Below are 19,347 nucleotides of genomic sequence, written 5' to 3'. Positions count from 1 at the left end.
AAGGCAACCATTGCCTGATGCGCCACTCAGGGCTGTCCCGATATCCCTGGCGGGCGCCCGAGGACAGTTACGGCACCTCGCTGCGTTGTCGGAACGCCCGAATACGTCCAGTAGGAGGACACCCCTCCGCCTTGCGATGCACCGCATCTGACGCCGCGCGCTGATCCACCAGGGATTACGGGACAGCCCTTAGCGAAGCGAGCGGGACGCGGCAGCAGCGCGGTAGGGGGCCAGGAACGCGGTCAGCGCCACCAGCATCTCCTCGGGAGCCTCCTCGGCGACCCAGTGGCCGCAGGCGGGAATGACCAGGGACTGCACGTTGCCCGCAGTGAGTTTCATCGTGTTCGCGACACCCTCGCCGACGCTGGCCGCTCCGCCGATCGCCAGGACCGGCATCGGAAGCCTTGTCTTCGCACGCTCCGTGTTCTGGGCAAAGGTGGCATCGAATGCGCGGTACCACCCGAAGCTGCCCCGTAGTGCGTCGCGGTGGGTGGCGAGCGTGTCGACGTAGTACCCGACGGCGTCGTCGGGCAGTTTCCTCGCGGCCTTGGTAGCGAACTGCCAGCCGAAATAGATGTCTTCGCGTCCTCTGACGAGCTGTTCGTTCACATCGTCGACCCGGTTGAAGGGGAAGTGCCACAGCATGTCGTTGGCCGTGGCGGAGCCGAACAGCACCGGTGAGGGAGTGACGCCAGGGACGATGGCCTCGGCGACGGCCAGGCGTTCGATCCGGTCCGGGTGGTCTGCGGCCAGCGCGTAACCGATCGGCATTCCGGTGTCGTGGCCGGCTACGGCGAACTGTTGGTGGCCGAGTGTGTCCATGAGTGCGATGAGGTCGTTGGCGAGGGTGCGGGTGTCGTAGCCGTGATGGGGTTTGTCGGTCAGGCCGATGCCGCGTTGGTCGACGGCGATGACGGTGTATTTGCGGGCGAGTTCGGGCATCAGCAGGCGCCAGGCGTACCAGTTCTGGGGCCAGCCGTGGATCAGCAGCAGCAGCGGCGGTCCGTCGCCTCCGATGACTGCGTGCTGGCGCAGTCCGCCGGCGTGGATGAACTGGCTGGTGAACGTCCTGGCGAACCCGGCCGGGAGGCCTGGAGCCGTGGAGACCGAACCGAAACCTCTCGGCCTGCGCACGGGGGCGGCGACGGCAGGCAGCGCCGACGCGCCGACCAGCGAGACGCCGGCAGCCGCAGCAGCAGACGCAGCCGCACCGCCGACGAAGACGCGTCGGGACAACCCTCGCCGGGCACGGTGTGACGCCGGCTCCGATAGGGGGCCCTGCTGCGAAGGCGGCTCCATGGGAGACATGGTCATGAGAATTTCCTTTCGCGATGTTGCTCGAGCGTCCGGGCGTGGCCAGGACCTCGAAATTCACGAGCATATGCTCGTATTTGTGACCTGCATCGGGATCCGACTGTTGGTCCGCCGGGGTCGCGTCCAGGAGGGTGAAGGGGGTCGGCCGTCATACGGGCAGGTCATCGCCCGTCGCGCGGGTGACCGGCGAGACGTCAGCGGCCGGGGAACCGCTGTGTGATCTCCTGCAGCACCCAGCCGTTGCCGTCCGGGTCGCTGAAGGTGGCGAAGGAGCCGTAGGAGGCGCGGTCGGGGTGCAGGCCGGCAAGCCGCTCCTGGCCCTCGATCCGGTGGGTGACCTCTCCGGCCGCGTGGCCGTGGTAGACCAACCCTGCAGCGTCGTGGAAGACCTCGCTCACCTCGACGCCGCGACCGACGAGCTCCGCGCGGGCCTCCTCGATGTCGGAGACGACGAGGTACAGACCCTGGGTCGAGCCGGGTGCGGCGGAGGTGATCCCTGTGCCGAAGATGATCGAGGACTGGGAGCCGGGCGGCGTGAGGTGCACCGCGCGCCAGCTCCCGCCGGCGGCCTTGTCGAGGTCCAGGCGGAATCCGGCCGCCTCGTAGAAGGCCTTGGCCCGATCGACGTCGGAGACGGGCAGCACGATGAGTTCGAGCTTCAAATCCATGTGACGGACTTTCTTTCTTGAAGTGGGTGAATCGCATTCGCGAGTCACCGGTTCTGTGGGTGTCCGAGGCGCGGGGGCGTCCTTCCGCCATCGGCTCGGTGATGCAATCCGGACGATGCTGATCATTCGGATTCGAGGGGAGCCGTGACGAGAGTTCACGGATCGACTCCCCAGCAGGCTCGGTCCGGTCGTCGAGGCCCTTGAGTCGCGCGTCCGGAGGGCCCAAGTGGCGGGTCGTCGGCGACCGCCACCGTAAGAAGTGCCCACGTAGTGCGGGAGAACGGCTCGAGCGGGATTCGCCGAGGCTCCTCCGTACGGTGTGGTGCGTACTTCGTGGTTACGACCATAAGTGGTTAGCTCGCAACATGCAATGCCTCTTCGTGCTGACTCGAAAAGGAGCTGCGGCAGCAGCGCACCGGGCAACGGGGAAGACCCCGGCAGGCACAAGAAGCACGGGGCTACCCTGCGGGTCCGTACCGACCCCCTCGGAAGACCGGCGGGGGCCCGACCGGTGCCACCTGGCACGGTGCGCGCCATCCGTGACGACCGAGCCACGTCGGGCCCCCCTTTGTCGCTCCCGATCACCGCGACGGGCGGGTGGCCGCACAGGGGATTCGCATGGTGGTGCCGCATGCGACGGCGCGGCGCCGCCGGTCCCCCGGCCAACATCTACGGGTTCCGCTCCACGGCTGGGTCGGAGGTGCCTGCCTCAGGGGAGAGAATTGCCACCGTAACGGTTTCAGGTCTAACGACGGATGGTTCGGTCTTCCGTCGGCCAAGGCCGATGCCCTCGTGCGAGACCAGGCGCAGCCCGCCGAGGCTGGCGCCGTCCTGCAATTCGTCAACACGCACCCCGCGGGCCCCGCCGGTTGCCGGATCACTTCGTAAGCGCCCACGCCCAGGCCATGCACGCATGGCCGCTTGGCGATGTCATGGGCTCGTAGGGCACACGCGTCACGGAGGGCGCCGCGGCCCGTGCACGCGAACTGCGCCGGTCGGCGGCACCCAGGATCGTCCTGCACGGAGTGCGCACAGGCGACTCCCTGCTCAATCAGGTGCCGCAGGCGCGCTCCACTGCTCCGTCTCGGCCCCGGGTTCGACCACCATCCGCACTCAGACGGTGACCATCAGTGGTGGCGCGTGGGGGTCCGACCTTGCCTCGAAACGGATAGGAGCATATGCTCGTATATGCGTGGGGCTTTCCCCGCAGGCGTTCGCCACTCCTGCCACCCTCCGGTCTCTGGCGCTCTGCCCCGCATCCCGCCGGGCCTTTGTTTCCCGCCGGACGCTCCCGGCTTTCCATCCGCTTCGTGCCCGCCTTCGGACCGGCACAGCACCACAGGTCCGATCAACCAGGCATTTTTGAAGGAGATACACCATGACCGTTGTAAAAGCTGCCGCAGTCCAGATCAGTCCCGTGCTCTACAGCCGGGCAGGGACGGTCGAGAAGGTCGTTGTGAAGATCCTCGAACTGGGGGAACGGGGTGTCGAGTTCGCGGTCTTCCCCGAGACCGTTGTTCCTTACTACCCCTACTTCTCCTTCGTTCAGCCGCCCTACACCATGGCCAAAGAGCACTTGCGCCTGCTCGAGCAGGCGGTCACCGTGCCATCCGCCGAGACCGACGCGATCGCCGAAGCCGCCCGGGAAGCTCACATGGTCGTCTCGATCGGTGTCAACGAGCGTGACGGCGGCACCATCTACAACACGCAGCTGTTGTTCGATGCGGACGGCACGCTGATCCAGCGCCGCCGCAAGATCACGCCGACCTATCACGAGCGGATGGTCTGGGGCCAGGGTGACGGTTCGGGCCTGCGTGCGGTGGACAGCGCCGTCGGCCGCATCGGCCAGCTCGCATGCTGGGAGCACTACCTGCCGCTGGCGCGCTATGCCCTGATCGCCGACGGCGAGCAGATCCATGCCGCGATGTATCCCGGCGCTTTCGGCGGCCCGCTGTTCGCCGAGCAGATGGAGGTCAGCATCCGCCAGCATGCGCTGGAGTCGGCCTGCTTCGTGGTCAACGCCACCGCCTGGCTCGATGCCGATCAGCAGGCGCAGATCGCCAAGGACACGGGCGGCCCCGTCGGCGCGCTGTCCGGCGGCTTCTTCACCGCCATCGTCGATCCCGAGGGCCGCATCATCGGCGAGCCGCTCACGTCCGGGGAAGGCGAAGTGATCGCCGACCTGGACTTCGCACAGATCGACCTGCGTAAGCGCCTGATGGATGCGCGAGGCCACTACAGCCGCCCGGAACTGCTCAGCCTGCAGATCGAACGCACGCCGACGGCCAATCTTCACGAGCGCGGCTTCCACCTGCCGGTCCAGACCACCCGGGCGGTTGAGGACGGCCGGTCCCTCGAGGCCCAATAGGCTGGTTTCAGGGAGGCCGGGCGGCGCGGCAACATGCGGGCAGTGACTGTGACGGCTCCGCCCTCCTGGTACCCGGGGCTGGTGCTTTTCACCTCGTGGGGCGCTCTGCAGGACTATGCCCCGCATGACCCGGTCGGACGCGATCTGCAGCCGCTCGCCGACGTTCACGGCACCGACGCGATCTACGGCAGTGGTCCAACTCGCTTGCGAGGACCGGGCGGAGGTCACCGTCTCCACCGCGCACGAGGCCCCCACGCCGCCGTTGTCGATTATGCCGGATGAGGTTGCCATGCCGGCCGCTGGTGGACCGAGCGCGCAGGTACCGGATGACGAGGCTAACGATGCCCAGGGGGCTGACAAGCCTGCAGACCAGGGTATTCGGGCGGTGGGCGCCTTCGGCGACGACGCAACGTCGACTGCTGCACTCGGGAAGCAGACCCAGCCGCCCCGCGGTTCGGCGATGCAGCCTCTTGCTGTCAGCGCTGCGGCACAGACCCCGCCGGTCCGGTCGTTCGACCGGACCGGGCGGGGAGCCTCGTGCGGATCTCTTCCTGGATGCGAAGCGCCTGCACCTCAGCAGCGCCCAGGGATGCCCTCAGGGGGCGATGCCGACACCGTCGATTCGATTCCAGGACTTCTCCTGGGCGGCAGACATCGCAGGCCACTTCAGGCCGCCGGGACGGGGGTTGACCCGTGAGGCATAGGCGGCCGGGTGGAAGTCGGGATCATAGAAGCAGCCGGTGCTGTAGACGTCGTCGAACGCCGGGCAAGAGGCTGCGATGGTCTGCGTGGTGGGCTTCTTGCCGGTACGCACCCACTTGTCGAGTGCTGTGATCGAGTTGGCGTATTCGGCGTTGCTCAGTTCACTGTGCTCGCTCTCCTCGGTGAACGTCTGCACCAGGTACCGGCTTCGGTGCGCGCCTTCGAGGGTGGCGCGGTAGGCCGCCTCGTGCGGCACGAACGCCGTAGGGTCGTCGATCGCGTGCATCGTCAGGACGGGTATCGACACCTTGCCGGTGAGGTCGCTGTCGTAGGACAGATCACGCACGGCAGTCGAGTCGGCCGTGAACCGCTCGACGCCGGCGTTGAGCGCCTTGTCATCGTGTGAACCGGAGTACCGCACACCCTCGTTGTTGAACGGATTGCGGCCGCCGAGGCGGTTGTGCACGATGTCGCGGAAGGTGAATGTCGCGAAGCGCAGATGCGACTCAAGGGTCCGCTCCGGGATCTTCGTGACGGCCAAGATGTCATCGAGGTTGCGCTGCTGCAGTGCGGTCCGCTCCTTCGGGGGCGATGAGTAGCCGGTGCACTCCTGCAGTCGGGCGCGCAAGCCGGTAGTTGTCATCGTCGATGTGGCGCGCAGACCTTCCCACAGAGGGTATTGCGGTTCGGTCGGCCGGGGGTGGTTGTGACAGTAGTACTGGTAGACCACTCGCAGGTCGACGCGGTAGTCGTAGCCGCGCGAGGCACCCGCCAGGACACCGTTGGTCAGCAGGGCGCCGTCGTACGGGCCGTGCTTTGAGCCATATGTCTCGACCACCTTGGCGGCGACGTCCCCACCCCAGGACTGGCCGTGCACATAGGTCCGCTTCGGTTTGCCGAACTCCTTCACGAACAGGCGGCGAACGTCATCGGTGTCCTCGGCGGCCATCCGGGTACCGAAGCCGCCGCGACGATACGACGAGCCGGCCCAGGCATAACCCTCCTTCACCATCACCGACCAGCGGTCCAGGTCGCCGATACTGCGCTCGGGGTCCGAGCTGTCACCGAGGTCGGGGCCGCCGTGGGCATGCACGACGAGCGAACCGTTCCATCTCCTGGGCACGGCAATGGCGTAGTACGCGCCATCGGTGTCCTGGCCGGTGTAGCACGTGGCCGCATCAGTCAGGTTCGCCGGGCATACGGCTGATGCGGGGCGACCTTGACCGGCATGAGCGGTCGGCACCGCTGTGAGGCTGCCGACGACAGCGCCGGTAAGGCACGCTGCCAGCACGACGCGGCGCCTCGTGCTGGAGCGCAGTCGTCGGGGACGGGGGGCGAGGGGTTTCAAGCTGTCCAAGGCGCGGCTCCTGATCCTCATGCGACGCGGAGGGCGTCGCGCGGAGGATGCTAAGGACGGGGCGGTTGGATAGCTACGCTCTTGGCTATTGCGGTCATAGTGTTCGCAGTGGAGTTGTGCTGTGGGGCTCGGTCATTCATCGCTTGGCCGAAAGGCAACTGCCGGTGCGGGTCTGTGACCATGCTCGGGTGACCGTGTCGCTCCCGTACCAGGTGACCCGCCGTCTTCTCTCCGTCCCAGCAGAGCTGTTACGACGAAACTCAGCGGAAGACGCTGAACTTCGCCGTCCTGCGCCACGAAAACGCCGTGCTACGAATGGGGCTGCGCCCCGTTCACCCAGCTCGACCGTCCCGTGGCCGTCGGGCAACCGTCCAGACGTAGACGGGCCATGGGTCGGCAGGCGTCCGACTCGGCCCCGGCAATCCCGGTGCCGGTGTCGGTAAAAAGGGGTTGTACGGGCAGAGGATGCGATTCCGTAACCGTCCAGCGCACGCTCGATCACACGACCTCCCCCGTACGTCACCTGCTCCCCGCGGCAGGGAAGGATGAGTCCACCATCCACCCTGCGGCCTGGGGCACTCTCCCTGCGGGCCTGGTACTCAGAGGATCCACCCTTGATTCACCACCGGACGGCCACCTTGATTCTGGCGCTCTCGGGACTGATGCTTTCGGCCTGCGCCTCGGGCTCACCCACGCGACCGAAAACCGGCCAGCAGGTGGTTCTGGACCGGCTGGCCGCAGCCGACGACACCCCCTACTCGGCCGCAATCAGAGCCGTCACGCAGTCCGGCCCCAGACGACTGCAACTCATGGTCGGACGGATCAACCTCAACGCGCCCTTGACGGGGCGCACGACGGACAAGACCGAGCAGTACACCGAAGACGTCGTGATCACCCAGCAGAAGGTGTACCGGCGTGCAAGCGGCTCCCACGGTGTGTGGCAGGAGTTCCCTGCCTCGGCGGCCGAGGGCGGCATCCCCACGGACCGGCTTCCGGAATACGTGCACCTCATACTCGGCCACGGTGGCTCCGTGCACCGGGGGAGCGAACCCGTCCGTGTGTCGGCCCGCCTTGCCCCGAAAGACATCGAATCGGTCGACAGGACCGTCGGTCGCAACCTGCGCCCCGCCACCGCGATCGACGCCGACGTATGGATCGACAAGGAGGGCCGAATCGTACGAGTACGCCAGGACATCCACTTCGCGTCCGACCCCCACATTCAAAACACGCTCACACTCACCGCTTTCAAGAGCGCCGTATCGGTGAGCGCACCAGCCGCGAAGTGAGCATCCTCCAGGTCACGACAGGGTTTTAAGGCATTACCAGATGGCACCTGAGCAGCTCAGTCGGCCCTTTGAGTGCCACAGCCGGCGTGCAGGGCGCTCCCGGCTGTCCTGTCGCATTGAAGCTGTCGATTGCACTCATTCTCGTTCGTTCTGGCGGATTCTCGTCAGGGTGTGCTCCGAGCGGCGGTATGCGCTTCGTTCGTGGGGTTTGATCCGACCCGGGACGTCAAGGCCGGTCGGCGATGCGGTGCGCCAACCAGGCAAGGGCAGGCGGCATCCGGTACTCGACGGCGTGGTGGCCACCCTCGAACAGCTCGAAATGCACGATGTCGTCGGCCACTCCGACTTCGGTGAGCGCATCGCGGAAGGCCAGTGCGCCCAGGTCGAGGAACCACTCGTCGCGGGTGCCGGCGTCGATCCAGATGCCGCGCTGGGAGCGGAGGGCGTCGGCGTGCGTGGTAGCCATCCGTACCGGATCCCAGGCCAGCCAGCGCTGCCACTCGTTCTCGCGCAGGGCCCCGGTGCGGGGGTCGAAGGGGAGGGTGGGGGAGCCGTCGGGGCCCGGGGAATAGCAGGCGGAGACGCCGAGGATCTCCAGCAGGTTCAGGTCCTCCTCCTTGGTGAAGGCGACCCGTGAGCGGAAATCGTCCCACCAGCGGAAGATGTCGCCGCCGTAGGGCCGCAGTTGGCGGGCCGCGGTGAGGAAATGCGGGTGGTACTGGGCCTCGGACAGCGAGTCGCCGGAGTGGGTGGCGAAGGCGCCGAACAGATCCGGGCGGAGCATCGAGGTGACCGCGGCGCCGAGCCCGCCGCTGGACTTGCCTGCGATGGCTCGGTGGTCGCGCGCGGGGAGCGTGCGATACCGGGCGTCGACGTACGGCACGACCTCCTCGCACAGGTAGGAGTGGTAGCGGCCGGTGCCGGGGGAGTCGATGAACTGGCTGCCGCCGTAGGCGGTCCAGGCGTCCACGAATACCAGCAGCATCCCCGGCGCCTCCCCGCGGGCGAAGATCTCGTCGGCGAGCTCGGGGACCGGCTTCCGGAAGGGCGTGCGGTTGCGCCAGACCGGGAGCGTTCCTGCGTAGCCGAGTAGCAGATACGTGACGGGGTAGCGGCGTTCGGGTGCATCGTCGTAGCCGGGCGGGGTGTAGACCCACAGCGGTCGTTGCGCCGGGTCGTTGAGGGGATTGCCGCGGAGCAGCGCGCTGTCGATGACGTGTTCGTCGAGGCGGCCGGCGAGCGTGAAGGTCGACATGCCCCGGGACAGTACTACGATTTCAAAATATCTGAATGCATAATATCTGGAAGGTAGGGTGACGCCGTGACATCACGGCAATCGGCGGCGGAATCGGCGCAGCCACAGGACTCGATCGACCGGCACATCGCCCGCTGGAGGCGTGAGGTCCCTGGCTTGGTACCGGAGTTGGAGGGCGCCGTCACCCGCATGCAGAAGCTCGTGCGGCACCTGCAGCAAAAGAAGGAGGCCGCCCTGGCGCGGCACGGCCTGAAGCTGTGGGAGTACGAGATCCTGTGGCGCCTCCGCTCGGCGGGAGAGCCCTACCGCATGGCACCTACACGTCTCGCTCAGGGGCTCGGCGTCCACCCCGCGACCCTCACCAACCGCCTCGACCGCCTGCAGTTGGCGGGCCTGATCACTCGCGAGCACGCACCTGAGGATCGCCGCAGCCTTCTTGTCGGCCTGACTCCGCAGGGGGGCGCAACGTGGGCGGCGATGATCGACGACCAGCGGGAGGCCGAGGCCACGCTGCTCGCGCCCCTGGCCGAGAAGGAGTTGGGGCACCTGGCCGCCCTCCTGCGGGTCGTGGCCCTAGCTGTCGAGGAGGACGGCCCGCCCCTCATGCCGCACGTCGACTGAACCTCCAGCACCTCCACTCAGTCGGACCGTTCGACGAGTTCCTCCGCCCCGGAGGAGATCATCGGGACGTCAAGACCGCCCTCAGCCAGTTGAGCGTCTCGGTCCCATGGCCGTTGCTCATCAACAGGGCACTTTCGCGAAAGTCAGGTCGTTTGAGAACGCCGAGGATCAGCGCTCTCGAACGACATGGCATCCGAGTAGGTCAGCAGCTCACTAACTGCCAGATGCAGTGCGACGGACACCCACGGTGCTGTGCTGCCAGCGCCGGTGCGCGCCGCGGCGGGCCCGCCGCGGCGCGAGGACATGCACTTCATGCCGGACTCCACCGCGATGGGTTGCCGTGAACCGGCTCGCACCTGCATGTGCTGCCGCGGGAGAACGCCAACGGGGCGTGGGCCGAGCGGCAGCAGTCCGCCACGCCTTCCTCCGAGGCGACAGGGGCGGCTTCGAGTCTGAGACCAAACGGCTCCGCAGCGGTAACTACGGGCACGACTCCTCGTACTTGACCGCCGTGAACTCGACCGGCTGCCCGCGCAGTGCGACACCAGGGTTGGGGGACTGGGTGCAGACCTGCCAGTTGCTCTCCAGGAACACGATGCGATCACCAGTCGCATCAGTCACAGTGATCGACGTCCCGGAGTCGAGAGCCCCACGTGCGGCCTTCACAGACCTGCCGGTCAGGTTCGGCATCTTGCCGCCCTCGACCTCCGGCTCTTTCTGATCCTTCGCGGGGCAGGCCTCTTCGAGCTTCACGGTGCCGAAGTCCAGCTCGGTGTCGACCGGGACGGTCTTGCCAGGCGCGTAGTTCTGCGAGCAGACCTTCCAGTTCCGGTCGAACGCCTGCAGCCGATCCCGTCCGGCACTGTCATGGGACTTCAGGCTGAAGAAGCCGTCAGCCTGAGCCTTGTCCTGAGCGGACTGCAGTCCCATACCGACGAAGTTCGCGACCGCCTCGCGCTCGACAGGCTTGTCGTCCTTCGCCGACGGTGCCATGGCCGAGCCGGCGATAGAGGGTGTCGGAGCGGCGGGCGGCCGGCTGGTGGTGGCCGAGTCGCAGCCGACCAGGGTTACAGCGGCCATACAGCTGAGCGCGGCGGTAAGTGTGCGCGTGTTCAAGTTGTCCCCCCAAGGGTGGTTCATGGAGAGATGACCGTAGCGGGCCTGCATGGGCGAAGAGAGTCGCATGTTCCGTCGGTGGCGCAGTTGTGACCGGAAGGTCGGAAGGGTGTGTTGGCCTGCCTACTGCGTTGCTCGCGAAGTCCCCCGCCTGGGCGTCTGACTCGGGACGCAGGTCGGGTACCCGTGGCGAGCCCGTATCGCGGGCGCCGCCACCTCGAGGACTGGCCGTCCCGGGGCGCAGCCGACCTGCTGCGCCCCGCCCCGACGGTGGGGGAGTGGCACTGCTGCCGCACCGATCCTGCCGCACCGTCTGCATCCCGGAGAGGTAGGACCATGACGGTCAAGCCGTTGATGGACGGCGCGGCCAACCCCTACAGGCTCAGCAACGATGCCATGCGCTGGACGGCGAGCGAGTCACCGTTGGTTGCTGGGAGGGACAGGCGCTGATGCATCTCCGGCCGGCGTCAGAACCCTCCGCCCATGCGGCCTGAAATCCGGGCGGCGCTGTTCCCCGCCTGACCATGTGGCTCACCTGTCGGTGATCTGGCAGAGCCAGGCAGTGTCCTCCGGGCCCGGCGCGTCGGAGCCGGGCGCGGGCAGCCGTCGGATTTCGCCCGTGCGCAGGGCTACCGTGGCCCGTGGCCGCATCGGCCCGTCGCCCCTGCGTGAGAGCAGGACGAGCTCCCAGACCGTCGCCGTCATCGCGTCGAGCCGGGTGGCGCAGGCTGCGGTGACCTGCCGCGGATCCCGGGTCCGGCCCAGGGACAGATGCGGGGTGAAGTTCTTGGCGGGCCCACTACAGCGCGGGAACCGTTGCTGCAGTACGCGGGACAAGTCCGCCCACGGCGCCTTGCCGGCTGCCGTCGGGTCGAGCCACACGGTGAAGTACGCCCTGTGCCGGAAGGTGCGTACCCCCTCCAGCCGGGCGGTGAAGACCGGCGTCTCGGCCGTCGCCGCGGCGAGCAGCGGAGCCGCCCGCTCGAAGTCGGACTCCGGCACGAACCCGAAGAGCACATTCACGTGCGGCGGCCAGCGGTGGATCTGCGGATCGTAATCCCTGCGGATGTCCTGGATCGGCGGCCACAGCTCCGCAGGCGGGATCCAGGCCACCGCCGTGCGGGCCGTCGGGGACACGTCGAGGACGTCGGCGGGCTGGCACCTGCCGGAGCTCGTGCCGGAACTCAGCTCCGCTTGCCGGTCCCGCACCCGGCCGGCCCGCGACGCGTCGATGCGGTCCACACCCGTGGACCGGTCCCAGACCACCTCGCCGTCCGCCTCGATGAACACCACCCGGTGCCACGGGATGTCGCCCCCGGGCACGAAGGAAGGCAGTGGGATGCGTGTGAGGGCATCTCCGCGCTGACTGATCCCCAGCACGAACCGGGCCGGGTCGAACCGCGGGTCCCAGCGGACCCGGTGATAGATCTCGTCGCTGGTCCGCATCACGCCTCCTCTGCCGCCTTCGCACCTTCTCTTCCTCCAGGGTGCCGCCACCCTGTCGTCGAGGGTTGCTCCGCTCGCACCGCGACGCATCAGGTGCGGTGTGCGTGACAGTGGACCGCAGGGAGAACCGGGAAGCCGAAGGTGAACACCTCCCGCAGGACGAAGGCCGTTCGATGCCCTGGTCACGTCGTCGCGCAGGGTCATGACGTCGGTGAGGAGTTCCGGGTTCGCCGTCGGCGACGCGTCGGAACAGCGGTCGAAGGCCGCTCTCGTCGAGCGCGCTGCCGCAGATTCGTGCCGGCAGAGCGAGGTCGCCGCTCGGTTGCGTAGTCAGAAGGGGCCATGGAGTGTGCCGAGGCGATCGGTCAGCCGCAGGTTCTCGGAGTAGTCGATGGGGCAGGCGATCACGGACACCGTGTCCTCCTCCAGCGCGCGCCGCAGGACGGGAAGCAGCTCGTCGGCCGACTTGATGAGGTGGCCGCGCGCGCCGAAGCTTTCGGCGTAGGCGACCAGGTCGGGGTTGGTGAAGCGGGTGTGGCTGTGGCGGCCGAGTTCCAGCTCCATCTTCCAGGTGATCAGCCCGTACTCCTCATCCACCAGCACGAGAACGGCCAAGGGGATGTGTTCGCGGACGGCCGTCTCCAGTTCCTGGGAGTTCATCAAGAACGAGCCGTCGCCCATCATCGCCAGGACCTTTCGTTCGGGGCGGGCGAGTTTGGCGGCGATCGCACCCGGCAGGGCGAATCCCATGGCGGACAGGCCGTTGGAGACCAGACAGGTGTTCGGCTCGTAGGCCGGATACAGGCGGGCCATCCACATCTTTCCGGCGCCCGTGTCGGCGAGCACGATGTCCTCCCGGTCCAATGCGGCGCGCACATCGGCCACCACGCGCTGCGGCACCAGCGGGCACGCCGCACTGCGCTTCCCGTATTCGAGTTCCTCGGTGAGCAGCAACCGGATGCGCTGATCGGCTGCCGCGCATGGGAAGGTCCCCGGAACGGCGGCCGCGAGCGCGTCGAGCGACTGGGACAGATCGCCCTCGACGCCGACTGTCACCGGATAGTGGGCGTCGACCTCGGCGGGGAATCGGTGCAGGTGCAGGATGCGCTTCTTGCCGTCCGGGTTGATTTTCGCGGGGTCGAACTCCTGCACCTCGTACCCGACGCAGACCAGGACGTCGGCCGCGTCGAAGCCGAAGTTGCTGTAGTCGTGACGCATGAAACCGATCGCACCGAGCGCGTTCGGATGGTCGTCCGGGAAGACGCCTTTGCCGTGGAAGGTGGTCGCGACCGGTAGGTTCAGTTTTTCGGCGAAGCGCACCAGGGCTGCCGAGGCCCCGGCCCTGGCGGCGCCGTGACCGGCCAGCACGACGGGACGACGGGCCGTGGCCAGCGCGTCTGCCGCACGCGCGATCTGCGAGGGGCATGGTGCGTCGGCCCGTACCGTGTCGACCTGCAACGGGGCGAGGGGCCTCGTGGAGTGTGCCGCTTCGATGTCCTCGGGGACCGCCAGGAACACGGCGCCAGGACGCTCGCTCTGCGCGGTCTTGAACGCCTTGCGCATCACCTCCGGCACTGCATCGGGGCTCTGGACACCAGCCGCCCATTGGGTGACGGGAGCGAACATCGAGACGAGTTCGATGACCTGGTGGGACTCCTTGTGGAGCCGGGCCAAGGCACCCTGTGCGGCCAACGCCACGAGCGGTGTGCTGTTGGTCGTCGCGTCCGCGGTGCCCAGCAGCAGATTGATCGCGCCCGGCCCCAGGGTGGCCGAGCAGACACCGGCCCGGCCGGTCAGCCGACCGTACATCTCGGCCATGAAGGACGCTCCTTGCTCATGGCGGACGAGTACATACCGGATGCCGGAGTCGTTGAGCGCGTCGACGAAGCGGATGTTCTCCTCACCGGGGATTCCAAAGACGTACTCCACGCCCTCGGCCTCAAGACAGCGCACCATCAAGTGCGCAACGTCCTCCGTCACGAGTGCGTCGTTCCGCCGGTCGGAGGGGTCTTGTGAGGCCATGGGCACAACGTAGGCACGCTGCGGGGGCCCCGGCGAGCCGGCGCCACGCACGGGTGACCGCGTTCCTCTTGATGCCGCGGAGCACTCGGCTGCCAGGAGGAGTCGGCGGCCGAGCGCGTCGCCGGCGTCACGACCTCAGGTTGTTCAGGCGCATCACCGCCAGGCCGGCCCGGCGCGGGTCGTCCCTGAGATGGGCGTGGGCGGAGGCAAGGACGGCGTCGAGGTTGCGGACGTACAGCGGACGGCGTCCGATGAGCGGCAGCGGCGACTTGCCGGCTGGTGCACAGGACACGGTCCGACCAGGATTCTGCGGACCGCCTGCAGTGACCACGACACCGGCGGATCTGCGGGCGCGCCTGGTGCCGCCGCATATGCGCCAAACGCGGAATCGCCTCCCGCGCCGAGCTCAGAGCCGCGCTCACCGACGACTTGGACGCCTCAGAGCCGACGGAGTGAGTGCGCGCGCATCCTGGACGCGCGTAGCCGGAGAGCCGGAGGCTACGTCGACGACGGAACCCGCCCCGTGCCCCTGGGACCTGAGCGGTGCATGCTCCAGTGCGCGAGCGGTAGCAGGGCGTCCACCAGTGCCTGGCCGTCCGGGGACAGCTGATAGCGGACTTGCACGGGCGTAGTGGGGATGACGGTGCGCTCGATGAGACCCGCGGCCTCGAGTTCCTTCAGGCGCTGGGAGAGCAGTCGGTCGGAGATCCCGTCGATCATGGCCCGGTACTCGCCGAAGCGCCGGGCTCCACGGTCGGCGGCCTGCAGTACCCCACTGCTTTGCCGCTGGGGTGGTCCGGCGGACCGTAGATGCATGACCGACTACGGACACCCACTTTCCTTCGGAGTGAGCCTCGATCCCTCCGCCGGGGCCTGGGCGCAGACCCGGCGCCTCGCGCGGACGGCGGAGGACTCGGGCTTGGACTACCTCGCCTTCCAGGACCACCCCTATCAGCCCGGCCACTTCGACACGTGGATCCTGATCACGCATCTGTCCGCGGCCACCGACCGCATCTCCTTCCTCACCGACGTCGCCGACCTGCAGTTGCGTCCGCCGGTGATGCTCGCCGTCGCCGGCCGGTTGGCCGACGGCTGGATCTCTCCGCTGAACATCTACGTCCCGCCGCATCGCCGGTCGTACGCTCCTACCGCCTCACCCGTGCGGTCTCCGCTCCGTCACGTCCCTTCACCCAGGCGGTCGTGCACGGTCAGCGTTCAGTCGACCGCAGGTGATGAGCCCGTGATCGGTGTCGGTGACGCCGTGTGCACGTTCAGGTCCGGACGCGGCCTGAGGGCGAGGACCGGCGTTCCGGGCTGCGGCGGTGGCGGGGTGAGCTGGGCCTGGGGAAGCTTCGGCGGGGTGGTCTGCTGGAAGTTGACCTGGTCGAAGTTGACCAGGCCGGTCCTCTCCAGGACGGTGATGTGATCGAGAACGGTGTCGTTGGCCAGATCGGCCAGCTGGCGTACCAGGGTGTTTTCGGTGCTCGCGCGGATCTTGGCGATGGCCGGGAAGATCTGCCCGTGGGTCACGCGCATGATGTTGACCGCGGTGGAGTCGAATTCTTTGCCGTTCTTCGAGTCGGCGGTCGCCACGAACTGCTGCTGCTGCGGAGTCGCCTGATTGGGGAGGGTGATGTTCAGCTCGAGGGCAATCCTTCGGCATAGCTCGTCGAGGCCGGCATGCCCGACGACCAGATGCGCGCCGACCTCTTTCATGCCCGCTGTCGTGCCCCGCTGCATCGCAAGTTCACCAAGGGGGTACTCCCACAGCCCGGCCGAGCGGACCTTGACCACGAAGTCCCGATCGGCCTCGGTCAGCGGGCCGTACCGGGTGTTGGCGATGATGCGGGATGTGGACGTGGTCGCGTTCTGCACGCCGATCATGGCGGGATAGGCGAGCGCAGCGAGGGTCAGGATCAGCGCACCGACCACAAGGGCGGTTCCTATCCAGTTGCGCGAGTTGGGCATGCTGCCTCCAGGCGTGAGCGGTTCTGCACGCCAGGGGGTACGGACAGGTCAGGGGGATTCACCATTGCTCTGGGTAAAACTTGCATCCTGCTATGTGTTGTGCCTCATATGGCGGCCAGGCGGACGGCGCAGGGCGACGACGGCGAGCTGAAGTTCCTGCCCGTCGTCTCCGAGCCGGCCCGCATCAACCTGAACCGGAGCGCCGCCCGCAACGGTCGGCCCGACCAGGGCCGCCGTGTCCGACGGGCCATTCGGGCAGCCCAGCGCGGTGCGCACCAGTCTGGAGCTCGCAGTACGGTGATCGTGCGGGGAAGGCGTCCACAGCCGTGCCGGCTCCCGGTCTGCCGGGAGGTGCCCTATGTCGATCGATCCAGAGCGGCCGGAAGAGGCAGCCGGGCGCGTCGCCGCCGGCTCCAGAATGGGGCCCCTCGCCGAACCCCACCGGTAGAAACAGACCAGTCCCAGCGCGCAACCGCGGACGACAAGGGGTACCAGCATCAGCGAGTGGACGCGGTCCTCCAGCGCGTAGGGGCCGGGTAGGGCTCCCGCTGAACACGGCCGGTACCACTGGCCGGTCAGCCTGAGAGCCTGATGAGTGTGTGGGCGGAGCATGGATGGGCGACTGCTCTTTGGAGCTGCCGCTTTGGTGGTGGCGTTCAACTAAGCTCCTCCGCGTCCGTGTCCGTCTCCAGTGCTCCCACACGGTGTCACTACCGATTACGGGAGAGAGCCGTTCGCGCCTACCTTCAGGAGATCGTCTATGTGCTCCGGGTCGCGGACGAGATGATTCCTCAGGTTGACGGGTGGGGCCAGTGCGCCAGGCCGCCGGTCGAGGGAGCGTGTTGCGTTGCCTCTTCTGGTGATGGATGGATCTCGTAAGCCTTACGCAGGCCGCTGATGTCGAAGACCCTGACTATCCGGCCGGAGGTGGCCGCGATCCGCAGTGAGCCTTCGTGTTCGCGGATGCGCTTCGTGACCGCCACGACCATGCCAAGCCCCATCGAGTCCAGGAAGGGTACGAAGCTCAGATCAAGGACGAAGTGGCGGTGTCCCTCGTCGACGAGCTTGATTACTGCTTCACGGACCACGGGGGAGGTATGGGCGTCCACGTCGCCGTCGATCTCGACCACGGTCCAGCCGTTCACCACGTCGTAGCTGACGCTCATGCGCTCGGTGCGGATGATGTTCGTTCGCACAATCATCCTCCTCACATCTCGGGGGTGCAGGGTCTCCCAGCATGGCGCGACACGAGGGAATGGGCTCGTCCGCGCCGCGCCGACGGATCAGCATCGCGAGGTTCTGGGCAGCGGGCTACCCCGCCCGCTTTCGCAGCACGGCCACGTTCCCTGCGTCTGGATCACCCATGAGCACGAACAGTTCCGGCCGCTCGTCCGTCCCCGCGACCTCCCACCTCAGCTGCGCGCCCTTGCAGTCGGGGATGGTCAGGGCCACGCCTGCCCGGAGGCCGTAGTCCGCCTGTTCAGGCTCCCACGTCCCATGCCCAGAACAGCGATCCACGACGTCGAACCCGTCGTGGACCGGCAGCTTCCTCGCCATTACCGAGCCCTGCTCGCCGAGTTCCAGGCGGACGCCGTCGCCCGCCCACTCTCCGATGTAGTCGGCGCGCTCAAGGGCCGGCGGCTGGTACGTCGACGAGGTGCCTCCGACGAAGAAGGTGGCGATCACCGCGACCGCGATCGGCCCCAGCGCCCACTGCCGCACCTTGGCCCTCGGTACCTGCCGCATCCGCGCGAACACCGCCACCCCACGGGCAGCACCCCGGCGGCCGCGATCCAGCCGAACGTGGCGGCGTACGAGGTGCCGACGAGCAGGGAGATCGGAACGGCGTACCCGGCCGCGAGCAGACCCACTGCCGGCAGGGCCCACCATGGCGCGGAGATCCGGGTGCGCACGCCCGCGGTGTTCGAGGCCATCATCACCGGCGTCGTGAAGAGGAGGCTGTGAGCAAAGCCCAGCAAAACCGCGATGAACGGACCGAGGACGCACATGACGGCCAGCCAGAAGAGCAGGGCGATGCCACCGCCGTAACCCCGGCCGTAGGGCTCTTCCGCAAGCATGGCGAGCTGCGCGTACAGCGCCGCGCAGATGAGCTGTGCTCCCCCCACGACCTCCGCACCTGGTGCGATGCCGCTCCAGCCATCTGTGCGCCTCAGTTCCGTTGTGCCCACCTGGTTCAACACGACGAGCGCCCCCCTGGACGTCAATTGAACACGTTCAATTGACGTGGACCCTACACCTCTCTCACACCCGACGCACCGTTGGCCTCAATCGCTCCCGCGATGGGATACGCAGGGATGGAGGCCACCGTCGTCCGATACGTCAGGCCAGTCGGATCTCCCAAGCTGTGTGGTGAGTGGGCGACGCAGTGACGCGGACCCGGGAGCGCGCGAACCTGTCCTCATTTGAGTCCGAGCAGCTCGGCGAGTGCGCGCGGGTCAGACGCGCCCGGATGCTCGACCAACCGCTTGGGTCCCGGATAAGCACCCCATATCCGGGACCCAGGAATCGGCCTATCTCCGGCTAACGGAGGCTTTCGTGACAGGGCGCCAGGTAACTGTCAGCGGCCCGCACGGCTCGCTCCGGCGTCCCGGCGGGAGACATACGACGCCGACACCCGAGCCGCCCTCGGCCTTTGGCGGAGCCTCAGTGACACCGGTAGGTTCTGCGCGGTGACCTTGATGGAGACGCAGGGCCTTGTGTCGATGAGCGGCGAGGCGCAGCTACGTTGGGTGGCGCCGGGGGACACGACTCGGCAGCCGCCCGTGGTCATGCTCCATGGCGGTCCGGGTGCGTCAGGCAGAACCGGCTCGCCAGGGTCGGTGATTGGCGTACCGGGCACCGAGCGGAGCGCGACCACCGCATGTCCGCAGCGCAGCAGGAGCGGTTCCGCGAGTTGGGGGAGTTGCCGCGCCGCACGGAGGAGCAGGAAGTCGAGCCGCTCACGCTGGCTCGGTTCACCGACCACGCCGACCTCGAGCGCGGGTGGCACTGGGCCGCGCAGGGTGCCCGGCAGCGTCGCACGATCAACTGGGCCATGCACGGTGAGCTCGGCAGGGATGGACGCGCGGACCCGCTCGATGAGCATCTTGCCGAGCTGTACGCGTGCCTGCCCGCGCGAGGCGAAGCCGTGCGCGCCTCTTCCTGTTTCCGCACGCGGGCAAGCGTGGCTGTAGTTTCAAAAGCTTGTATTGCCGCAGAACGCG

16 protein-coding genes and 1 pseudogene are annotated in these 19,347 nt (G+C 67.7%); 4 read left to right on the top strand and 13 right to left on the bottom strand.

The genetic code is table 11. The features are described 5' to 3' along the window. Positions 1-189: 189 nt before the first annotated feature. Together ACFYP5_RS34510 and ACFYP5_RS34505 are read right to left on the bottom strand one after the other, a co-directional pair. Complete coding sequence (locus ACFYP5_RS34510) at positions 190-1,314, bottom strand: alpha/beta fold hydrolase (protein ID WP_389043139.1); 1,125 nt, start codon at positions 1,312-1,314, stop codon at positions 190-192. 194 nt (positions 1,315-1,508) lie between these two features. Continuing rightward, positions 1,509-1,982 carry a VOC family protein gene (locus ACFYP5_RS34505; protein ID WP_389043137.1) on the bottom strand — a complete coding sequence of 158 codons (474 nt, stop codon included), beginning with the start codon at positions 1,980-1,982 and terminating at the stop codon, positions 1,509-1,511. 1,378 nt (positions 1,983-3,360) lie between these two features. Between ACFYP5_RS34505 and ACFYP5_RS34500 the strand changes: the two genes are divergently transcribed. Further along, entirely contained in the window at positions 3,361-4,350 is a 990-nt protein-coding gene (locus ACFYP5_RS34500; RefSeq protein ID WP_389043135.1) for a nitrilase-related carbon-nitrogen hydrolase, read from the top strand. Between the two features lie 595 nt (positions 4,351-4,945). Here ACFYP5_RS34500 and ACFYP5_RS34495 read toward each other — a convergent pair. Then, on the bottom strand, positions 4,946-6,430 hold the full coding sequence (locus tag ACFYP5_RS34495; RefSeq protein WP_389043133.1) for a hypothetical protein: 1,485 nt from the start codon (positions 6,428-6,430) through the stop codon (positions 4,946-4,948). Between the two features lie 593 nt (positions 6,431-7,023). Between ACFYP5_RS34495 and ACFYP5_RS34490 the strand changes: the two genes are divergently transcribed. Next, entirely contained in the window at positions 7,024-7,695 is a 672-nt protein-coding gene (locus ACFYP5_RS34490; RefSeq protein WP_389043132.1) for a hypothetical protein, read from the top strand. Between the two features lie 226 nt (positions 7,696-7,921). Here ACFYP5_RS34490 and ACFYP5_RS34485 read toward each other — a convergent pair whose 3' ends face one another. Then, the gene (locus tag ACFYP5_RS34485) at positions 7,922-8,950 is read right to left on the bottom strand and encodes an alpha/beta hydrolase (protein ID WP_389043130.1); all 1,029 of its coding nucleotides are present in this window, start codon (positions 8,948-8,950) and stop codon (positions 7,922-7,924) included. A gap of 66 nt (positions 8,951-9,016) precedes the next feature. Here ACFYP5_RS34485 and ACFYP5_RS34480 point away from each other — a divergent pair, with 66 nt between their 5' ends. Beyond that, positions 9,017-9,571, top strand: coding sequence for a MarR family winged helix-turn-helix transcriptional regulator (locus ACFYP5_RS34480; protein WP_389043129.1), 555 nt, complete (start codon positions 9,017-9,019; stop codon positions 9,569-9,571). 480 nt (positions 9,572-10,051) lie between these two features. Here ACFYP5_RS34480 and ACFYP5_RS34475 read toward each other — a convergent pair whose 3' ends face one another. From ACFYP5_RS34475 to ACFYP5_RS34455, 5 genes are all read right to left on the bottom strand, one after another. Continuing rightward, positions 10,052-10,651: a hypothetical protein gene (locus ACFYP5_RS34475; protein ID WP_389043127.1), complete on the bottom strand. Its 600-nt coding sequence runs from the start codon at positions 10,649-10,651 to the stop codon at positions 10,052-10,054. A 567-nt stretch (positions 10,652-11,218) separates the two neighbouring features. Beyond that, positions 11,219-12,133, bottom strand: coding sequence for an RNA repair domain-containing protein (locus ACFYP5_RS34470; protein ID WP_389043125.1), 915 nt, complete (start codon positions 12,131-12,133; stop codon positions 11,219-11,221). A 330-nt stretch (positions 12,134-12,463) separates the two neighbouring features. Beyond that, positions 12,464-14,155, bottom strand: coding sequence for an acetolactate synthase large subunit (locus tag ACFYP5_RS34465; protein WP_389043124.1), 1,692 nt, complete (start codon positions 14,153-14,155; stop codon positions 12,464-12,466). A 127-nt stretch (positions 14,156-14,282) separates the two neighbouring features. Continuing rightward, a complete protein-coding gene (locus ACFYP5_RS34460; RefSeq protein WP_389043122.1) occupies positions 14,283-14,447 on the bottom strand; it encodes a hypothetical protein in 165 nt (54 codons plus the stop codon). 206 nt (positions 14,448-14,653) lie between these two features. Then, positions 14,654-14,971 (bottom strand): winged helix-turn-helix transcriptional regulator, encoded by a 318-nt coding sequence (locus ACFYP5_RS34455; RefSeq protein ID WP_389043120.1) that lies wholly within the window; start codon positions 14,969-14,971, stop codon positions 14,654-14,656. Between ACFYP5_RS34455 and ACFYP5_RS34450 the strand changes: the two are divergent. Then, positions 14,874-15,212, top strand: a pseudogene (locus ACFYP5_RS34450) (LLM class flavin-dependent oxidoreductase); the annotation flags it as partial. The gene ACFYP5_RS34455 and the pseudogene ACFYP5_RS34450 sit on opposite strands and share 98 nt — an antisense overlap. A gap of 158 nt (positions 15,213-15,370) precedes the next feature. Here ACFYP5_RS34450 and ACFYP5_RS34445 read toward each other — a convergent pair. The 4 genes from ACFYP5_RS34445 to ACFYP5_RS34430 form a co-directional block, all read right to left on the bottom strand. Continuing rightward, on the bottom strand, positions 15,371-16,123 hold the full coding sequence (locus ACFYP5_RS34445; RefSeq protein ID WP_389043118.1) for a DUF4142 domain-containing protein: 753 nt from the start codon (positions 16,121-16,123) through the stop codon (positions 15,371-15,373). Between the two features lie 791 nt (positions 16,124-16,914). After that, entirely contained in the window at positions 16,915-17,319 is a 405-nt protein-coding gene (locus ACFYP5_RS34440) for an STAS domain-containing protein (RefSeq protein ID WP_389043117.1), read from the bottom strand. A 115-nt stretch (positions 17,320-17,434) separates the two neighbouring features. Beyond that, positions 17,435-17,809, bottom strand: coding sequence for a hypothetical protein (locus ACFYP5_RS34435; RefSeq protein ID WP_389043116.1), 375 nt, complete (start codon positions 17,807-17,809; stop codon positions 17,435-17,437). Beyond that, positions 17,806-18,249, bottom strand: a complete 444-nt coding sequence (locus ACFYP5_RS34430) for a hypothetical protein (RefSeq protein WP_389043114.1) — start codon at positions 18,247-18,249, stop codon at positions 17,806-17,808. The genes ACFYP5_RS34435 and ACFYP5_RS34430 overlap by 4 nt, the downstream gene beginning before the upstream one ends. Positions 18,250-19,347 lie beyond the last annotated feature (1,098 nt).

Origin of the sequence: Streptomyces sp. NPDC005262 (assembly GCF_042872425.1) — a bacterium.
Lineage (GTDB): Bacteria > Actinomycetota > Actinomycetes > Streptomycetales > Streptomycetaceae > Streptomyces.
Note: the sequence above shows the minus strand (reverse complement) of the source record. Positions and strands in the feature narration are given on the sequence as shown.

Bases quoted from the DNA above. Each gene is read 5' to 3' on its own strand.
- ACFYP5_RS34465 (WP_389043124.1), bottom strand. From the start codon at position 14,155: ATGGCCTCACAAGACCCCTCCGACCGGCGGAACGACGCACTCGTGACG.
- ACFYP5_RS34510 (WP_389043139.1), bottom strand. From the start codon at position 1,314: ATGACCATGTCTCCCATGGAGCCGCCTTCGCAGCAGGGCCCCCTATCG.
- ACFYP5_RS34505 (WP_389043137.1), bottom strand. From the start codon at position 1,982: ATGGATTTGAAGCTCGAACTCATCGTGCTGCCCGTCTCCGACGTCGAT.
- ACFYP5_RS34475 (WP_389043127.1), bottom strand. From the start codon at position 10,651: ATGGCCGCTGTAACCCTGGTCGGCTGCGACTCGGCCACCACCAGCCGG.
- ACFYP5_RS34495 (WP_389043133.1), bottom strand. From the start codon at position 6,430: ATGAGGATCAGGAGCCGCGCCTTGGACAGCTTGAAACCCCTCGCCCCC.
- ACFYP5_RS34485 (WP_389043130.1), bottom strand. From the start codon at position 8,950: ATGTCGACCTTCACGCTCGCCGGCCGCCTCGACGAACACGTCATCGAC.
- ACFYP5_RS34500 (WP_389043135.1), top strand. From the start codon at position 3,361: ATGACCGTTGTAAAAGCTGCCGCAGTCCAGATCAGTCCCGTGCTCTAC.
- ACFYP5_RS34455 (WP_389043120.1), bottom strand. From the start codon at position 14,971: ATGCATCTACGGTCCGCCGGACCACCCCAGCGGCAAAGCAGTGGGGTA.
- ACFYP5_RS34445 (WP_389043118.1), bottom strand. From the start codon at position 16,123: ATGCCCAACTCGCGCAACTGGATAGGAACCGCCCTTGTGGTCGGTGCG.
- ACFYP5_RS34470 (WP_389043125.1), bottom strand. From the start codon at position 12,133: ATGCGGACCAGCGACGAGATCTATCACCGGGTCCGCTGGGACCCGCGG.